We start from the raw sequence: 17,600 nt of genomic DNA, 5'->3' as shown, positions 1-17,600 counted from the left end.
TCCGAGCGGGCACAGTGGTACGGGCGACCGCGTGTGACGGGAGGACGGTGACGTGCGAGGCGGACTGGACGACGCGCTCGACAGGCTGGCGCGCCGGGACGAGCTGCGCCGCCGCGCCGCGGGAGAGGCCACGGGCACCCCGCCGGCGGTGTCAGAGCTGGTCGAGGCGATCGCCGCGGTCGTCGGGCGTCACGCGGAGCTCGCCGTGACGGTCGGCGTCGAGGGCGCCGGCGACCCGGTGCTGCTGCACTTCGCGGTCGAGGACGGCATCGTGCAGGTGCGCGCGGACAACTCGGTGGCACACCGTTCGCCGGAGCCGAGTCGCGACGACTACATCGACATCGACCCCGTCGAGGAGCCGGAGCCGGAGCCGTACACACCGCCGAACGGCTACTCGTTCGGTTCCCCGGCCGCGGAGACCGAGCCGGCGGGCTCGCACCGCTACGAGGATCCGCAGCCGCACCCGTTCGCCGCCACCCCGCCGCCCGAGGTGCCCCCGCAGACCACCCACCCGGTCCAGCCCGAGCAGCATGCGCCCCCGCGGGAGCCGAGCGCGGCCGGGCCCAACCCCGGGCCGCCGCCCGGCATGCCGACCCCGCTGCCCGAGCCGGTCCCGCTGCGGGTCAGCGAGGAGGAGACGGAGATGGCGGCCAGGCGTCTGGCGGCCCTGCTCCGCGAGGACCCGAGCCTGCTCCGCGCCCAGGACTGAGCGTCAGGAGCCGCTGAGCGCCTCGTCGATCGCCGCCTCCGCCTCCTGCCGCGTCATCCCGGCGCCCAGGGCGATCTCGGAGATCAGCACCTGCCGGGCGGTCACGAGCAGGCGGGCCAGCTGCGGGTCCAGACCCGGCCCCCGCGCGGTCAGGTTGCGCACGGTACGCGCGACCTGACGCGCTTCCAGCACGGCCGGCATCTCGTCGTACCCCGCGTCGGCCGTGATGCCGCCGATCATCGTCCAGTACGTCTCCCACACCGTGCCCCACGTCGTGGGGTCCTCGTCCGGCACGGGCCCGGACAACTCCTCCAGGACCGCGGGCACGCCTCCGCGTCCGAGCACCTGGTCGAGCGGCGCCAGACAGCCGTGGTTCGCCTGGACGCGGGATATCTCCGGCTCCTCCGCGTCGAAGGGGTAGCCCAGCTCCAGCCGGGTCCACGTCTTGCCCGCCGCCTCGTGGGTGACGATGCCGCGCACCCTGGTCGCCCCGTCGGTCCCGAAGACGACGGCTTCTCCCACCGTGTACTCCATGCCGACACGTTTCCACAGTGGACCCCGGACGGGTATCGGGTCATCGGCCCAGAATCGCCCGCTCCACGCCGGCCACCCGGTCGGCGAGCAGCCCCACCGCGCCGACGGCCCGGGTCATCGGGTCGTCCTCCGCGCCGCCCAGCGCCTGCTCGCGCCGGAACGCGGCCTTGACCTCCTCCCAGCGCTCGGCCTGCGCAGGCGTCAGCCGCCCGCGCAGCTCGGCCAGCTTCAGCAGGTTGGCCTCCGCACCGCTGGTCAGCGTCTGCGCCTCGCCCAGGTAGTGGTCGTCGATCACCGCCTCCAGCTCGGCGTCGTTCATCACCGGGACGATGCGCTCCGCGAGCTTGTTCATGTTGCGGTACGAGCCCTGCAGCTTGAACGGCGGCTCGGTGCGGGCCGCGTCCGACTGCGCCGCCGACGCGATGTACGCCTGGTTGTTGCGCAGCACGATCCGCTGCACCCGGCGCATCTTGCGCAGCACGGACAGCACCTGCTCCAGCTCCGTCGCCGAGTACGCGTAGCTGAGCCGGTCGGGGCGTACCGAGTCGTCGCCCTCGGCGAGGCGGACGAGCAGCGGCAGGTCGTCGCGGTCGCGCGAGGACAGCGGCGCCAGCACCGGGTTGGAGGTCAGCGCGTTCTCCAAGTACGACATCTCGAAGACGTCCTCGCGGCCGGAGAGCACGTCGCCGAGGTTCCAGACGTCGGCCCGGTTCGCCAGCATGTCGGGGATGCGGAAGCGGGTGCCGCTCTCGGTGTACGGGTTGCCCGCCATGCACACCGCGAACCGCTTGCCGCGCAGGTCGTACGTGCGCGTCCGGCCGTCCCAGACGCCCTCCATCCGGCGCTGCGCGTCGCAGAGCGAGATGAACTTCTGCAGCAGCTCGGGTGAGGTGTGCTGGATGTCGTCGAGGTAGAGCAGGACGTTGTTGCCCATCTCCAGCGCGAACGAGATCTTCTCGACCTCCTGGCGGGCCGTGGCGTCCGGTGCCTCCGCCGGGTCGAGCGAGGTCACCCCGTGCCCGAGCGCCGGCCCGTTGACCTTGACGAAGACCAGGCCGAGGCGGTTGGCGACGTACTCCATGAGGGTCGTCTTGCCGTAGCCGGGCGGGGAGATCAGCAGCAGCAGGCCGGACTGGTCGGTGCGCTTGCCGTCGCCGGCGGCGCCGAGCTGGCGAGCCAGGTTGTCGCCGATCAGCGGCAGGTACACCTCGTCGAGCAACCGGTTGCGCACGAACGCGGACATGACGCCGGGCTTGAACTCGTCCAGGCGCAGGCGGTCACGTTCGGCGGCGGCCAGGGCGGTGCGCTGTTTCTGGTACGCCCGGTACGCCGGCATCCGCTCGTCCCGGAACCGCCGGGTGGTCGCGAGGAACTCGTCGAGGCGTACGGTCAACCGCCCGCCGGCCAGCCGCGGATGCGTCGACAGCAGCCCTTCGACGGTCTCGCTGATCGCGGCGGCCGAGTCGTACCGGGTCAGGGCCGTTCCGGTCAGCTCGATCGCGACCGCCTCGGCCACGTCGCTCGCGTCACCGGCCTCGGGGTGCGCCCGGTGGTACGCCGACAGCCACGCGTGCACGAGCTGCCGGCGCGCGGCCGGGTCGCTCTCCAACGCCCGCAGATCGTCGGCATAGAAACGGGCGGCCTCCGCGGACAGCGTGCGATGGAAGCGGTCGAGGAACGTCCGCGCCGAAGCGCTGGTCACGAATCCGGCCGGGGCGGTCGCGAGCTCTTCCACGAGGTATTCGCCGACGGCCGCTTCGGCGCCGGCGCCGGCGGCGAGCGACGCGCACAGGTCGGCGAGGTCCTGGCCCGCGCCGAACATGTCCCGGGCCCGCACGAGCGATCCGGCGCGGACACTCCAGGACGCCTGCTCGTCCGCCGGAAGCCGGGCCCAGAACAGCTGCGCCGCGGCCCGGACGGGCGCCGGGTAGCGTAGCAGGCCGGCCGCCGCATGCAGCCGGATCACCGCGCCGAGGATCAGGGCGGCGTCGCTGTCGTGGACGCCGCGTTCGTAGCCCTCGTCGTAGCGGGCCTCGGCTCCCCGGCGTACCAGATCGCGGAGCGTGCCGTCGGCCAGCGCGGCCGCCGCACCCGCCGGATCCTCGGCGAGCAGCGCCGCGGCCAGGTGTTCCGCGCGCGAGACCTGGGGTGATTCGGAGGCCAGCGGCTGGTCCCAGAACTGCCGGGTGGCCCGGAACGCCTCGTCGCGGATCGGCGCCCGGAAATCGGTGCCGGTGACGGCGAACGCCAGCTCGGCGCCGTCGGGCACGAGCGTCAGGTCGATGGCCTGCGTGTTCACCGCGAAGGTGTGCCGGCCCAGCTTGATGGTGGTGCCGTCGGCGCCGTAGAGGTCGAGCCGGTCGCGCAGGGCCCGGCCGGCCTCCTGCCGCGCGGCCTTGACCCGCCCGTCCAGCTCCTCGGCCCGCACGGTGTCGCCGAGGGTACGCAGCTCGTCGGCGACCTGCCGCAGCTTGCCCACCATCGGGTCGGTGGCGAAGTACGTGTTGACCTCGTCGACCGTGCCCAGCGTGGCGACCCGGCGCTGCACGCTGGCCAGGGTGCGCTGGGCCGAGCCGAACAGCCGGTCGGCGCGGCGGGCCCGCTCGTCCAGCAGCGCCTGCCGCCGGGCGGCGAACGCCTCGTAGACCTCCGTACGCTTCGCGGTCAGCTGGTCGGCGAAGTCGTCGAAATCGCCGAACCGCGACTCGAGCGCCTCGATCTGCAGCATCAGCTTGGCCAGCTGCTCGTCGCCGCGCTCGGGGGTGTCGGCGGCGGCCAGCCCGGCGGTGACGGACTGCCCGAGCAGGGCGAACTCGGCGGCGAACGCGGCGCGGCCCTCGGCGGCGGCCAGTTCGCGCCGGCGGCCGTCCAGGGTGGCGCGGGCGCGGTTGACGCCGCCGAGGATCTCGCCGATGTGCTCGAGGATCGCCACGCGCACGGTGGCGTCGGCGATGTCGAGGCCGCCGACGACCTCGGTGACCACCTGCAGCCCGTCGGCCTGCTCGGTGAGCCGCTCGGCCACCGGGCCCGCCTCGGCGACCGTGGTGATGGCGGCCGCGTCGGCGACCAACTGCTCCACCGACTGCTGGTAGCCGGTGAAGGCGTCGTCGCGGCGCAGGAACTCGACGGCCCGGCGGGCGGTCGAGTCGACCTCGCCGGCCAGCTCGGCGCCCAGCGCGTCGAGGCGGGCGGTGTCGGCGTACCGCATCTCGCGCAGGGTCACGACGTGACCCTGGGCCTGGCGGAGCGCGGCGAGCTGCCGGATCCACGCGTCGGTGCTGGTCGGCACCTCGCCGCGGGCCCGCCGGATCAGCGAGGTCGTCGCGGCGGCCGCCTCGTCCACCGCGGCGGTGGCCTGGGCGGTCAGCGCCTGCACCGACTCGAACTCGTCGAGCACCTGCTCCGCGGTGGCCCGTACCTCGGACACCGGGGCGGCGAGGTCCTCGAGCTCGTCCTCGGCCAGCCAGTGGTAGTTGTCGAAGAGCCGGGTGCAGGCGGCGATGATGGCCTCGAAGACCGGCCCGGACGGGCTCATCTCGTCGACCATGCGGGCCACCGACAGCGCGTCGGCGATGCCGCGGACCAGGTCGGCGTTGCCGACGCGCTCCAGCGGTCCCTCGCCGACCGGCTGCGCGGCGGCGAAGGTGTCGGAGACGTACGGCGTCTGCCACACCTGCATCGGGTGCACCCGGGTCGGCTCGTCGGAACCGGCCCGGAAGGCGACCAGGGTGCCGTCGTCGAACAGCGAGTAGCCCTGGCAGGCGATCGGGGTGGCGACCTCCTTGCGGATCACGTTGTACGGCAGCAGCAGGTACCGTCCGTTGACCCGGGCGTGGAAGACGTACAGCACGTCCTCGCCGTTGACCGAGCGCACCACCCGTTCGAACTCGAGGTCGGCCACGTCGGCGTCGAACGTCTTGGCGATGCCCGTCGACAGGTAGTAGCCGCCGGGGAAGATGACGCCCTGGTCCTCGGGCAGCCGCTGGCACGCCTGGCCGATCCCGTCGAGGCGGACGACGTCGCGCGTACGGGTGTTGAACACCAGATACCGGTGCGCGGTCTCCTTGTACGGCAGCACGCGCAGCAAGATCAGCGGACCGATCCGGGCGTACGCGATCTCCGCGTCGGCGAGGCTCTGCAGCGGCTCGTCGACGGGCTCGGAGAAGATGCCCTCGCCGTCCTCGGTGTTGTTCTCGACCTTGACGGTGAGCGTGCCGCCGACCGTCTCCACGAAGACCTCGTCCTCGATCGACACGTGCGGGTGCCGGCCGAGGATGTGCTGCTCACGGGTGGTGAGCCGCCACTCGAAGTCGTGCGAGGGCGGGAAGACGTGGTCGCGTTCGCCGCGGTTGTCCACGTACGACACCGAGCCGTCCGTGCCGACCCGCCAGCGCAGCACCTTGAGGTCGTCGGCGCGGGCGCCGGTCTGGAAGACGGCCAGCAGCACGCCCTCCAGCCGGCGCAGCTGCAACAGATGCGTCTCACGGTAGTAGCGGTACAGCTCGGCGAAGTCGCGCAGGAACTGCGGATCGTCGAGCAGCCCCGGCAGCGTCGTCTCGTGGAACTTGCCGTCCGCGAACCCGTGCACGGCGAACACGTCGGCGACTGTGGTCTCGGTCTTCAGCCCGATGAACACGTTGTAGCCGAACAGCATCACGCCGCCGACCTGCACGATGTCGCGCGGGACGCAGTTGTTCTCCGTACGGATCCGCTCCGCGCCGAGCAGCCGCATCTGCTGCCCGCCGAACGTCTCCATCCGGCGGGCGTTGAGCGCCTCCGCCCGCGCGGCCAGCTCCTTGGCCTGAGCCCCGAGCCGGCCGCGCAGGACCTCGTAGGTGCCCGCGTCGAGGGTTCCCGTGGTCGCGTCGGTCACCGGGTCGCCGGCACCTTCGCGTCGGCGATGCCCATCTCTTTGGCGGCCGCGAGCAGCTCGCGCAGCTTGCCGGAGTCCCCGTTGCCGGCCTTGATCTGCTGGGTGAGGAACGCCGACAGCGTCAGGTTCGCCACGTCACCGGTGTTGACCGCGCCGACCACCCGGCCGAGGTCGTCGGCGAAGTTCGCCGAGCCGTCCAGGTAGCGCGCGCCGAGCCCCTGCACGACGTCGGAGTGCTGGACGAAGCCGTCGACGCTCTTGCCCAGCGTGATCGAGCCGATCAGCTTGTCGAAGAACACCGAGTCGCCGCCGACGATGTCGATGTCCGCCTTCTCCAGGCCGGTGGCGATGAGCGTGGCCTGCGCCTCGGCGATGTCCTTGTGCACGTGGATGCCGGCGAGCCGGATCTCCTTCTCCATCTCCAGCCGCAGCCGGTACTCCTCGTGCTCGCGGCTCGCGTCGTCCAGCGCCGCCATCGCGCCGGCCTTCTCGTGCAGACCCTCGGCCTCGCCCTTGAGCTTCTCGCGGATCGCCTCGGCGGCGACCAGCGCCTTCTCCCGCTCCACGGCGGCCTCGGCGCGGCCCGTCTTCTCGACGACCTCCGCGTTGCGCTCGCGCACCTGCACGTCGGCGAGGCCGGTGGCGGCCGCCTCGGCCTGCGTACCCTCGGCCAGCCGGATCTTCGCCCGGGCGTCCAGCTCGGCGGTCTGCTGGCGGGCCTCCGCCAGCAGGAGCTCCTCACGGGCCTTGAACTTCGCGGCGGCCTCGGCCGCCTCCGCGGCCTTGATGTCCTTGACCAGGGCCTCCTGCGCCTCGGCCTCGGCCTGGATGATCACGGCCTGACGGGTACGCTCCGCCTCCTCGACGACGCGCAGCCGCTTGATGTTCTCCTCCTGCTCGGCGACGGTCTTCTCGACGGCGATGCGCTCGCGGATCACCTCGGCGATCGAGCGCTTCTCCGCCTCGACCTCCTTGTCCTTGGCGATCGTGGAGAGCTGCGTCTCCCGCTCGCGGCCGATGACCTCGAGCATCCGGTCCTTCTCGATGCGCTCGGTCTCGATCGCGATGACCCGCTCGCGGTTCTTCTCCGCGACCGCGATCTCCCGGGCCTTGTTCTCCTGCTGCACCCCGAGCTGCTGTTCCGTCTGCAGGTGGGCGGCCTCGGCGCGCAGCCGCTCCTGGGCGTGCGCCAGGGCGATCTCGGCTTCCTCGCGGGCCCGCATGGTCTCGATCTCCCGGCGCTGCTTGATCTCCGCGTCGGCCTGCCGGCGCTCCAGCTCGAGGATCGCCTCCTTGGCGTCCACGTTCTGCCGGGTGATCTCCTTCTCCTCGTTGCGCCGGTAGTCGTTGGTGCGGACCGACTCGATCGCGGTGAGCTCGGTGATCTTCCGGATGCCCTGCGCGTCGAGGATGTTCTTCGGGTCGAGCGACACCAGCGGCGTCTGCTCGAGGAAGTCGATCGCCGCGTCCTCGAGGCTGTACCCGTTCAGGTCGGTGCCGATCACCTCGATGATCTGGTCCCGGAACTCGTTGCGCTTGGTGTAGAGGTCGACGAAGTCCAGCTGCTTGCCGACGGTCTTCAACGCCTCGGAGAACTTCGCGTTGAACAGCTCCTGCAGCGTCTGCTCGCTGCTGGCGCGGGTGGTGCCGATCGCCTGCGCGACCTTGATGACGTCCTCGGTCGTCTTGTTCACGCGCACGAAGAAGGTGATCCGGATGTCCGCGCGGATGTTGTCGCGGCAGATCAGCCCCTCGCGGCCCGTACGCGAGATCTCGATGGTCTTGACCGAGATGTCCATGACCTCGGCCTTGTGCAGCACCGGCAGCACGACCGCGCCGGTGAACGTGACGTCGACGCGGCGCACCTTGCTGACGATCAGGGCCTTGCCCTGCTCCACCTTGCGGAACATGCGGCTGATGAAGAACACGACGCCGAGCGCGATGAGCAGCACCACGGCGATGAGCACACCGATACCGGTGGAGATCACGTCCATTTGAACAGCCTTCTGTCGTACCTATGGGTGGCGGGTGGGGCGGTTGGATTGGTTACTTCTGTGCGATGTCGGCGGGGATGATCCAGAAGAAGTCGCCGTCGCGGTCGACGTCGTAGAGCACGGCGACCGTGCCGGCGCGCAGGTCGTCGTCGCCGGCCTGGCGGACCTGCACGATGGCGGAGGAGCCGTCGGGCGCGTGCACCTCGGCCTGCCCGAACGTGCGGGTGACCCGCCCGGTGCGCACGACGCAGGTCAGCCCGAGGAAGTCGGCCCGCGACGGCTCGGCGCCGGGCGGCAGGAAACGCTTGATGATCAGTACGGCCACCCGCGCGGCGATCCAGGCCACGACGACGGCGGCGCCCAGGACGAGCGCGGCCGGGATCGCGCCGAGCAGCTGCGATCCGGCCAGCGTGGCGAACCACGCGAAGACGATGAGCAGGGAGACCACGACGGACGCGGGCACCCCGCCGAGACCGAGGAACCCGAGGAAACCCCCGCCCTCGACGCCGTCACCCTCGGGGTCGGCGCCGCCGACGACGACGACCAGCCAGTAGCCGATGACGACGACCAGTAGCGGCGTGAGCACGACGGTGGGGAAGCTGAGCGCAGCCTCGAAGAACCCACCCATGAATGAACCCCGCCCCCGTGACACACCCGCCGGATCGATCTCCTGCGGTGATGTCGATGATGACAGGCCCGTTCAACCTCGGACCTCCCCCGTCAGGACATGATCGCGGCCGGGCCGGGCCGGGTCAGTCGTCGGTGAGGGCGAGGGTGTCGGGGAGCTCGAGCAGAACCTCGCGGCGGTCCGGGTCGCGGGTGAGATCCGCCTGCTCCTCGATGTAGTCGATGAGTTCGTCGCGGTCGGCGTCCGAGAGGTCGTCGAGGGTCGCGGCCAGGTCGTCGAGGAGCGTCGTCGCCGTACGGGGGTCGATCTCGTCGTCGGTCGACAGCTCGATCGCCACCGCCAGGTCGATCAGCGCCCGCACCAGGATCCGGTTCACGCACGCAGCATAGACCTCACCGAGAGTCACAGGAATCGCCGCCGCGGCGACACCTGCTGCGTGACGGCCGCTATCACAGAAAGTCACCGACAGCTCCGGCGAACGGACGCCGCAGCGGCGCGGGCAACTTCTGTACTTGGCCCGGTTTTGTCCGCATTGCGCTGCCTGAGATGTCTGGGATGGGCCGAACAGACAGTTCGCGCCGTCGCTCCGGTCGCCGGTCTTGTATCACGCTGAGTAGCGTCTTAATGTCCTGATACGTCCAGGAGCGCGGCAAGCGTTACCGGGTCGACAACACGGTCGGTCACAGCGGGGAGGGTGGAGATGACGGCAGCGGACAGCTGGCTCCTCGTGGTCACCGGGTACGCGATCCTGCTCGCCTGGCCGATCTCCACGCTGGCGCTCGTCAGCTTCGCCGTCCGGTACGTGGCGTCACACCGCCGTACGGTCGTCGACAAGTCGCTGGCGCACGGTGACGGCACCCCGGAGCACTTCTGGATCATCGTCCCGGCGCTCAACGAAGAGGTCGTCGTCGGCAACACCGTCAACGCGGCGCTCACTCTCGGGGGTCCCGGCGGCACGCTGGCCCGGGTGCTCGTGGTCGACGACGGGTCGGACGACCGTACGCCCGACGTGCTCGCGGCCATCGACCACCCGCGGCTGCAGGTGCTGCGCCGGGAGCTGCCGGAGGCCCGCAAGGGCAAGGGCGAGGCGCTGAACGCGGCGTACCGCTACATCGCCGAGCGCACCGCCGAAGCCGGCGTCGACCCGGCGAAGGTGGTCATCGGGATCATCGACGGCGACGGGCAGGGCAGCCGCAACATCCTGCTCGAGGTCTCCCGGATGATGCGCGACCCCGGCGTCGGCGCCGCCCAGGTCCAGGTCCGGATCCGCAACCGCAACAAGCTCCTCGGCGCCGTGCAGGACCTCGAGTTCGGCGCGATCGTCAACGCCTGTCAGAGCCTGCGCGACACGATCGACACCGTCGGGCTCGGCGGCAACGGGCAGTTCACCCGCCTCTCCGCGTTGCTGGCTCTCGGCGACGCGCCCTGGTCGGCCTGCCTCGTCGAGGACCTGGAGCTGGGGCTGCGCATGCACCTCGGCGGCGTCGGCATCCGCTACACGTCCCGGGCCTCGGTCACCCAGCAGGCCGTCGTCGACCTGCGGCGGCTCACCCGGCAGCGCACCCGCTGGGCGCAGGGCAACCTGCAGTGCGCCCGCTACCTGCGCCGGCTGGTCGTCTCGAAGCGGATCGGCGTGACGTCGCTGCTCGAGATGCTGCACTACCTGGTCTCGCCGTGGCTCAACGCGCTGGTCACGGTGGTTCTCGTCGCCGGTGTCTCGGCCGCCGCGGCCGGGCTCGCCGTCGGGCACCCGATGCCGTACCTGCGGTCCTGGCAGGAACTGGCCTACAGCGGCGAGATGTGGTTCGCGGTCACGTTCTTCCCCGGCTTCGTCTGGGCGCTGGTGCACCGCTACCGGCTGCGCGACGAGACCCTGCGCCGGCTGCTCACCGCGGCGCTCGCGTACCCGGTCTTCCTGCTCCTCGGACTCGTCGCGACGTACCGCGCGATCGTCCGGCAGGCCCGCGGACAGCAGTCCTGGGCCAAGACCGAGCGGCTCGCCGAGGAGCCGCTCGAACCCGCCGCATCCCTCGCCCTGGCCGCCTGAAGGTTTTCCCCCCGAACCTGGAGACAAGGCATGTCGCTCCCCTCGCTCCCCTCGCTCCCCTCGCTCCCCTCGCTCCCCGAAGTGCACCTCATCGGCGGCACCCGCCCCGAAGCCGTCAAGCTCGCGCCCGTGGTCCTCGCCATGCGCGAGGCCGGCCTGCTGACCCCGGTCCTGGTCGCCAGCGGCCAGCACCCCGCGATGGTCGGGCAGGCGCTCGCCGCGTTCGGCCTCAGCCCGGACGTCACGCTGCAGGTCGAGCGTGGCACCGGCGGCCAGGCCGAGCTGCTCACCGCGATGATCCGGCAGCTCGACGAGCTGTGGCAGCGGCGGACCCCGGCCGCGGTGATCGTCCAGGGCGACACCACGACCAGCCTGGCCGGCGCGCTGGCCGCGTTCTGGCGGCGCATCCCCGTGGTGCACCTCGAGGCGGGGCTGCGCTCCGGCGACCTCGACTCGCCGTTCCCCGAGGAGGCGAACCGCCGGCTCGTCGCCCAGGTCGCCGCCCTGCACCTGGCACCGACGCCGCTGGCCGCGATGAACCTGCTCGACGAGAACATCGCGACGACCGACGTGCTGATCACCGGCAACACCGTCGTGGACGCGACGCTCGCGGTGGCGGGCCGCCGGATGCCGTACGAGAACCCGCAGGTCGCCGCCGCCCGGGCCGGCAGCACGAACCGCCTCGTGCTCGTCACCGCGCACCGGCGCGAGTCCTGGGGCGCCCCGCTGGACCGCATCCTGGAGGCGGTCCGCGAGCTCGTCGCGCGCTACCCGGACATCGACGTGATCCTGCCCAGCCACCCGAACCCCGCGGTCCGCGCCCAGGTGGAGGCCGGCCTCGCCGGGGTCGAACGGGTCACGGTCACCGATCCGCTGCCGTACCCGGACCTGTCACGTCTGCTGTCGGAGGCGTACCTGGTGCTGACCGACTCCGGCGGCATCCAGGAGGAGGCGCCGTCGTTCGGCGTACCGGCCCTGGTGCTGCGGGACGTGACCGAGCGCGTCGAGTCGCTGCACGCCGGCTGCGCGCGGCTCGTCGGCTCCGACCCCGAGCTGATCGTCAAGGAGGCGGCCCTGCTGCTCGACAGCCGGGTCCGCCGGGACGCGATGACCGCGGGCGGCAACCCGTACGGCGACGGGCTCGCGGCTCGCCGTACCGCCCAGGCCACCGCCGCACTGCTCGGCCTCGCCGAGGCTCCCGCACCGATGCCCGCCCTGGAATCCCCCGCCACTGTCACGTACGGAGCGTTCTGATGCGTACCCCGAAGTTCTCCCGCCGCGTCCTCCTCGGCGCGACCGTCGCGCTCGCCGCGACCGCCGCCCTCGGGGTCGGCGTGGTCGACGCCGACGCCGCCGAACGCACCACGACCCCGACGCCGGCCGCGAAGTCCGGCAAGGCGGCGCCCGGCGGCGGCACCGCCAAGACGCTCGTGCTCTACGACACCACCGGCGACTACGGCTGGATGGGCGAGGTCTACGCCACCCAGACCGCGAACCTGGCCTCGCACTTCGGCTCGTGGACCGCCGCGCCCGTGGCGAGCTACAAGGCGAACGACCTGTCGGCGTACACCGCGGTCGTCTACCTCGGTTCGACGTACGACGAGCCGCTGCCGGCCGCATTCCTCGACGACGTCGCCGCGACGACCAAGCCGGTCACCTGGGTCTTCGACAACATCTGGCAGCTGACCTCCCGCGATGCCGGCTTCTCGGCGGCGCACGGATTCACCAGCGGCGCGTTCGACTTCGCCGACGTGGCCGAGGTCGGCTACAAGGGCACCGAGCTCACCCGCGACACCGTGAACAAGTCCGGGATCATGAACCTGTCGATCACCGACGGGGCGAAGGTCAAGACCCTTGCTTCCGCCGTACGCCCGGACGGCACTTCGTTCCCGTGGGCGGTGCAGTCCGGCAACTTCACGTACGTGGGTGAGATCCCGTTCGCGTACGTGACCCACGACGACCGCTACCTCGCCTTCGCCGACCTGCTCTTCGACTCGCTCGGAAACACCGGGGTGTCCCGTGAGCGGCACCGCGCGCTGGCCCGCATCGAGGACGTCGGCCCCGACTCCGACCCCGGCGAGCTGCGCGCGATCGCCGACTACCTGTACGCCCAGAAGGTCCCGTTCAGCGTCGCCGTCTACCCGCGCTACCGCGACCCGAAGGGCGTCCAGAACAACGGCAAGGCGCAGGACTACACGCTGCTGCAGCGGCCCAAGGTGGTCTCCGCGCTGCGGTACATGCAGCAGCGCGGCGGCACGCTGCTCATGCACGGCTACACCCACCAGTACGGCTCCGCCCCGAACCCGTACGACGGCGTCAGCGCGAACGACTTCGAGTTCTACGCCGCGCACGTCGACGCGAACGACAGCGTGATCTACGACGGCCCGGTCGCCGGCGACTCCGCCGCGTTCGCCGCCAGCCGGATCGCCTCCTCGGGCCTCACCTTCGCGCTCGCCGGGCTGGGCGTGCCGAGGACGTTCGAGTTCCCGCACTACGCCGGCAGCGCGGTCGACTACCAGACCGTGAACTCCATCATCGGCAAGCGCTACGACCGGGGCCTCTACTTCCCCGGCGTGCTCTCCGGCGGGAAGATCGACTACAGCCGCCAGTTCGGGCAGTTCTTCCCGTACGCCGTCCGCGACGTCTACGGCTCGGTGGTCATCCCGGAGAACATCGGCAACGTCGAGCCCCTGCCGTTCAACAACCACCCGGCCCGGCTCCCCGCCGACCTGCTCGCCTCGGCGAAGCGCAACCTGGTGGTCCGCGACGGCGTGGCGAGCTTCTTCTACCACCCGTACCTGGGCACCGACCACCTGAAGCAGCTCGTGCCGGGCATCAAGGGCCTGGGCTACACCTTCGTCAGCGGCGACTCGATGGTCGCCAACTGACATGGAGGTGGCCGACTTCTACGCCCGGTCCTGGATCTCCCGGGACCGGGCGGCGGTCCGCCGGGTGATCGCGCCGGACGCCGAGATCGCCTGGAACCTGGGCGTCCCGGTCGACGACGAGGAACTGGTGCAGACCCAGCACCGCATCGCCTCGTTCGCCGACTCGGTCACCGTCGTCTCGGCGGTGCACGCCGGCGACCGGACCGCCCTGATCTACGACTGCGCCGCGCCGTTCGGGACGGTCCGGCTCGCCGAGTTCCTGGCCGTGACCGACGGCAGGATCAGTGACATCCGGCAGGCGTGGGATCTGGTGGCCCTGGCCCGGTATTTCGCGGGCCTCGCCGCCGGGGAATGACCGTTACGCTGCGGGGATGGCATACGCATTCCAGGTAACCGTCGACTCCGCCGACCCGCACCGCCAGGCCGCCTGGTGGGCCGAGACGCTCGGCTGGGACGTCGAGGGTCAGGACGAGGCGTTCATCAAGGACATGATCGCCAAGGGGTACGCGACCGACGAGCAGACCACCGTCTTCGAGGGCCGTCTGGTGTGGAAGGACGGGGCGGCGATCCGGCACCCGGAGGCGCTGCCCGGCGGGAAGCCGTACCGGATGCTCTTCAACCGGGTGCCGGAGCCGAAGACGGTGAAGGACCGCATCCACGTCGACATCTGGGTCGGCGAGGAGCGCCGCGAACAGGAGCGGGACAAGCTCGTCGTCCGCGGCGCCACCTTCCTTCACGCCGAGCGGCAGGGCCCGCATTCCTGGATGACCATGGCCGACCCGGAGGGCAACGAGTTCTGCATCAGCTGAGGCGGTCGAGGAACGCGAACAGGTTCTCCCAGTGCCGCTTCTCGGCGGCCTCGACGTACGCCGCGGTGTCGGACATGGTGAAGCCGTGCGGCGCTCCCTCGTACACCTCGGAGGTGTAGCGCACGCCGGCCTTGTCCAGGGCGGCCTCGAGGGTGGCGATCTGCTCGGCGTTCATCGAGTGGTCGTTGTCGGCGTGGGCGAAGTACAGCTCGCCGGTCACCGCGCCGACGTGCAGGTGCGGGCTGTCCGGCTGGTCGGTGACGAGGCGGCCGCCGTGGAAGCTGGCCACGCCCTTGATCCGGTCCGGGTACGCCTCGATCGCCTTGACCGCGTTCGTGCCGCCCATGCAGTAGCCCGTCGCCACGACGGGACCCGGCGCGACGCCGTCCTGGGCCGCGAGGAAGTCCAGGTACGCCTTCGAGTCCCGGACGATCTTGTCGGTGTCCAGCGCCATGACCAGCGGCATGACCTTGCCGAAGATCGACTCCCGGGCGGCGGGGTCGGACAGCCGGCTCAGGTCGATCTGCGGGGAGCGGCCGCCACGGTAGAGGATGTTCGGCGCGAGGACGACGTACCCGCGGTCGGCGATCCGGCCGGCCATCTCCTCGATGCGCGGCCGCAGGCCGAACGCGTCCATGTAGAGGAGCACGCCCGGGTACGACCCCTCGCCGCCGGGCCGGACGAGGTAGGCGTCGGCCACCCCGTCCTCGGTCGTGATGTCCACGGTGGTCTTCTGCATGCCTCGAACCGTATCCCCCGCCGGACGTCATCCCGCGCATGCTCACCGATGGTGATCAACGGTGCCGCGGTCAGCGACTTGAACCAGACTTAAGGAAATTGGCAGAACCCTTTAAGCACCGCCGGATCACGATCGACTCCGTTCGCAGCCCCCTCGATCGGAGTCGTTTCATGGCACGCAACCGGATACGCCTGTCCATCTATCTGGGAGCGGCGCTCGTCGCCGTGGGCGGAGGCGCGCTCGCCGCGGTGGCGGCCACCACCCCGGCGACTTCCGGCGGCCTGACCGCGACCTTCACCAAGGACTCCGACTGGGGTACGGGCTACCAGGGCCACTACACGATCAAGAACACCGGTGGCGCCGCCGTCACGGGCTGGCAGCTCGCCTTCGGGCTGCCGGCCGGCGCAAAGCTCGGCACCTTCTGGGACGCCGCGGTCACGACCTCCGGCGCCGTGTCGACCGCCAAGGACCGCGGCTACAACGCGACGATCCCGGCCGGCGCGTCCACCGGGTTCGGCTTCATCGTCAACGGCAGCGGCGCCCCGACCAGCTGCACGATCAACGGCGCGGCCTGCGCCGACGGCGGCCCGGCCCCCACCACTGCCCCGACTGCCCGGCCGACCACCGCCGCGCCGACGACGGCTCCGACGAAGCCGCCGACCACCGCGCCGACCACCAAGCCGCCCGCGACGACTCCGCCCACCACGACGGCTCCCCCGGCCACCGGCGGCGGGAACGTGCGCGTGGCTCCGTACGTGGACATGGGCCTGCTCTCCAACGGCAGCACGACGCTCTCGCAGCTGGCCTCCAGCGGCAACGTCAAGTCGTTCTCGCTGGCGTTCGTGACCAGCGCGGGCTGCAAGGCGAGCTGGTTCAACGCGTTCGACCCGCGCAGCAAGCAGTTCGGCGACCAGATCGACGCCCTGCGCCGGGCCGGCGGTGACGTGAAGGTGTCCTTCGGCGGCGCGACCGGCATCGAGCTCGCCCAGGCCTGCACCGACGTGAAGGCGCTGCAGGCCGAGTACCAGGCCGTCGTGTCGGCGTACAACCTCAAGTACATCGACCTGGACATCGAGGGTGCGGCCGTGGCCGACCCGACCACGATCGCCCGCCGCTCCACGGCGCTGGCCGCCCTGCAGAGGGCCAACCCGGGCCTGAAGATCTCGCTGACCCTCCCGGTGCTGCCGGAGGGCCTGACCGGCGACGGCCTGAACGTGGTCAAGTCGGCCAAGAACGCCGGCGTCGACCTGGACCTGGTCAACATCATGGCGATGGACTACGGCCGCGCCGGGCAGGACTACGGCGACCTGGCGATCCAGGCGGTGAAGTCGACGAAGGACCAGATCAAGTCGATCTACGGCAACAGCGACGCGGCGGCCTTCAAGATGGTCGGCGTCACCCCGATGCTGGGCAAGAACGACGACAACGGCACGTTCAGCCAGAGCGACGCCCGTGACGTGGTCGCCTTCGCGAACAGCAACCACCTCGGCTTCGTCTCCTTCTGGGAGGCGAACCGGGACCGCAACGCCTGCAACGGCGCGCTGTTCCAGTGCACCAACGTGGCGCAGAGCCCGTTCGAGTTCAGCAAGATCTTCGCCGGCTTCCAGGGCTGAGCCGGCCCGTCCCCAACGGTTCCACCATCCCCACCAGCGAGGCGCCGGGAAGCACCCCTCCCGGCGCCTCGCGCACGTCTATTCGGCGAACCCGCGCCCGGCCTCGGCCAGGGACTGCTGCACCAGCTCCGCCAGCGGCGTCTCCGTCGGGGCCTCCAGCCACATGTGCAGCGAGACCCGGGTGGCCGTCATGAAGGTGGCGGCCATCAGCCGGGCCCGCAGCCCGGAGCGCTCGGCTTCCGGCAACCGGTCGGCCACCGCGGCGGCCAGCTCGCGCTCCAGCGCCGCGAACGTGCTGACCTGCTGAGCGAGCAGCGCTGGCTCACTGCGCAGCAGCCGGGTCTGCGCCACCCAGTGCGGGTCCAACTCGCCGATCTGCTCGTACATCTCCTGCGCGGCCCGGATGAGCGCGGTCCACGGGCCCTCGCCGGCCGGCCGCGCGCGCACAGTGTCGATGAGCAGCGCCATGCGCTGCCGGTCGCCGTGCAGCAGCGCCTCCTCCTTGTTGGCGAAGTAGTTCGAGAACGTCCGCCGCGAGACCCCGGCCTCGTCCGCGACGGCCTCGACGGTGAGCCGGTCCGCGCCGTGCTCGATCGCGAGGCGTACGGCGGCGTCGTGCAGCGCCTGACGCGTCGCGGCCTTCTTGCGTTCACGCAGCCCCGGCTCGGGTACGCGGACTTCGGCGGTCATGCGTCGAGCCTACCGAGACTGTGACTCAGTTCCCACTGAGCAAACTTGCACAATGAGCAATCTGAGCCGATAGTTG

At 71.2% G+C, this 17,600-nt stretch carries 14 protein-coding genes; 7 read left to right on the top strand and 7 right to left on the bottom strand.

Features of this window, described 5'->3' with window-relative positions; genetic code table 11:
- Positions 1-52 precede the first annotated feature (52 nt).
- Positions 53-709 carry a hypothetical protein gene (locus AB0K03_RS15020; RefSeq protein ID WP_364684537.1) on the top strand — a complete coding sequence of 219 codons (657 nt, stop codon included), beginning with the start codon at positions 53-55 and terminating at the stop codon, positions 707-709.
- A gap of 3 nt (positions 710-712) precedes the next feature.
- Here AB0K03_RS15020 and AB0K03_RS15015 read toward each other — a convergent pair whose 3' ends face one another.
- From AB0K03_RS15015 to AB0K03_RS14995, 5 genes are all read right to left on the bottom strand, one after another.
- Complete coding sequence (locus AB0K03_RS15015; protein ID WP_364684535.1) at positions 713-1,243, bottom strand: hypothetical protein; 531 nt, start codon at positions 1,241-1,243, stop codon at positions 713-715.
- 40 nt (positions 1,244-1,283) lie between these two features.
- A complete protein-coding gene (locus AB0K03_RS15010) occupies positions 1,284-6,116 on the bottom strand; it encodes a DNA repair ATPase (protein ID WP_364684533.1) in 4,833 nt (1,610 codons plus the stop codon).
- Positions 6,113-8,110, bottom strand: coding sequence for an SPFH domain-containing protein (locus tag AB0K03_RS15005; protein ID WP_364684531.1), 1,998 nt, complete (start codon positions 8,108-8,110; stop codon positions 6,113-6,115). Before AB0K03_RS15005 ends, AB0K03_RS15010 begins: the two co-directional genes overlap by 4 nt.
- Before the next feature lie 52 nt (positions 8,111-8,162).
- Complete coding sequence (locus AB0K03_RS15000) at positions 8,163-8,738, bottom strand: hypothetical protein (protein ID WP_364684529.1); 576 nt, start codon at positions 8,736-8,738, stop codon at positions 8,163-8,165.
- Positions 8,739-8,862: 124 nt separating this feature from the next.
- A complete protein-coding gene (locus tag AB0K03_RS14995; protein WP_364684528.1) occupies positions 8,863-9,114 on the bottom strand; it encodes a hypothetical protein in 252 nt (83 codons plus the stop codon).
- A gap of 324 nt (positions 9,115-9,438) precedes the next feature.
- Here AB0K03_RS14995 and AB0K03_RS14990 point away from each other — a divergent pair, with 324 nt between their 5' ends.
- The 5 genes from AB0K03_RS14990 to AB0K03_RS14970 are packed head-to-tail and all read left to right on the top strand — an operon-like array spanning position 9,439 to position 14,482.
- Entirely contained in the window at positions 9,439-10,785 is a 1,347-nt protein-coding gene (locus AB0K03_RS14990; RefSeq protein ID WP_364684526.1) for a glycosyltransferase, read from the top strand.
- Positions 10,786-10,815: 30 nt separating this feature from the next.
- On the top strand, positions 10,816-12,039 hold the full coding sequence (gene wecB, locus AB0K03_RS14985) for a non-hydrolyzing UDP-N-acetylglucosamine 2-epimerase (RefSeq protein WP_364684524.1): 1,224 nt from the start codon (positions 10,816-10,818) through the stop codon (positions 12,037-12,039).
- Positions 12,039-13,673 carry a polysaccharide deacetylase family protein gene (locus tag AB0K03_RS14980; RefSeq protein WP_364684523.1) on the top strand — a complete coding sequence of 545 codons (1,635 nt, stop codon included), beginning with the start codon at positions 12,039-12,041 and terminating at the stop codon, positions 13,671-13,673. The genes wecB and AB0K03_RS14980 overlap by 1 nt, the downstream gene beginning before the upstream one ends.
- A 1-nt stretch (position 13,674) precedes the next feature.
- Positions 13,675-14,028: a hypothetical protein gene (locus AB0K03_RS14975; RefSeq protein WP_364684521.1), complete on the top strand. Its 354-nt coding sequence runs from the start codon at positions 13,675-13,677 to the stop codon at positions 14,026-14,028.
- Positions 14,029-14,044: 16 nt separating this feature from the next.
- Complete coding sequence (locus tag AB0K03_RS14970; RefSeq protein ID WP_364684520.1) at positions 14,045-14,482, top strand: VOC family protein; 438 nt, start codon at positions 14,045-14,047, stop codon at positions 14,480-14,482.
- Here AB0K03_RS14970 and AB0K03_RS14965 read toward each other — a convergent pair.
- Positions 14,475-15,221, bottom strand: coding sequence for a dienelactone hydrolase family protein (locus tag AB0K03_RS14965; RefSeq protein WP_364684518.1), 747 nt, complete (start codon positions 15,219-15,221; stop codon positions 14,475-14,477). The genes AB0K03_RS14970 and AB0K03_RS14965 overlap by 8 nt on opposite strands.
- 170 nt (positions 15,222-15,391) lie before the next feature.
- On the opposite strand from AB0K03_RS14965, the gene AB0K03_RS14960 reads away from it, so the two are divergent.
- Complete coding sequence (locus AB0K03_RS14960) at positions 15,392-16,834, top strand: cellulose binding domain-containing protein (protein WP_364684517.1); 1,443 nt, start codon at positions 15,392-15,394, stop codon at positions 16,832-16,834.
- Positions 16,835-16,912: 78 nt separating this feature from the next.
- Here AB0K03_RS14960 and AB0K03_RS14955 read toward each other — a convergent pair whose 3' ends face one another.
- The gene (locus AB0K03_RS14955) at positions 16,913-17,524 is read right to left on the bottom strand and encodes a helix-turn-helix domain-containing protein (protein ID WP_364684515.1); all 612 of its coding nucleotides are present in this window, start codon (positions 17,522-17,524) and stop codon (positions 16,913-16,915) included.
- Positions 17,525-17,600 lie beyond the last annotated feature (76 nt).

This window comes from Actinoplanes sp. NPDC049316, from assembly GCF_040677315.1.
GTDB lineage: Bacteria > Actinomycetota > Actinomycetes > Mycobacteriales > Micromonosporaceae > Actinoplanes.
This window is presented reverse-complemented; position numbering and strand designations above follow the sequence as displayed.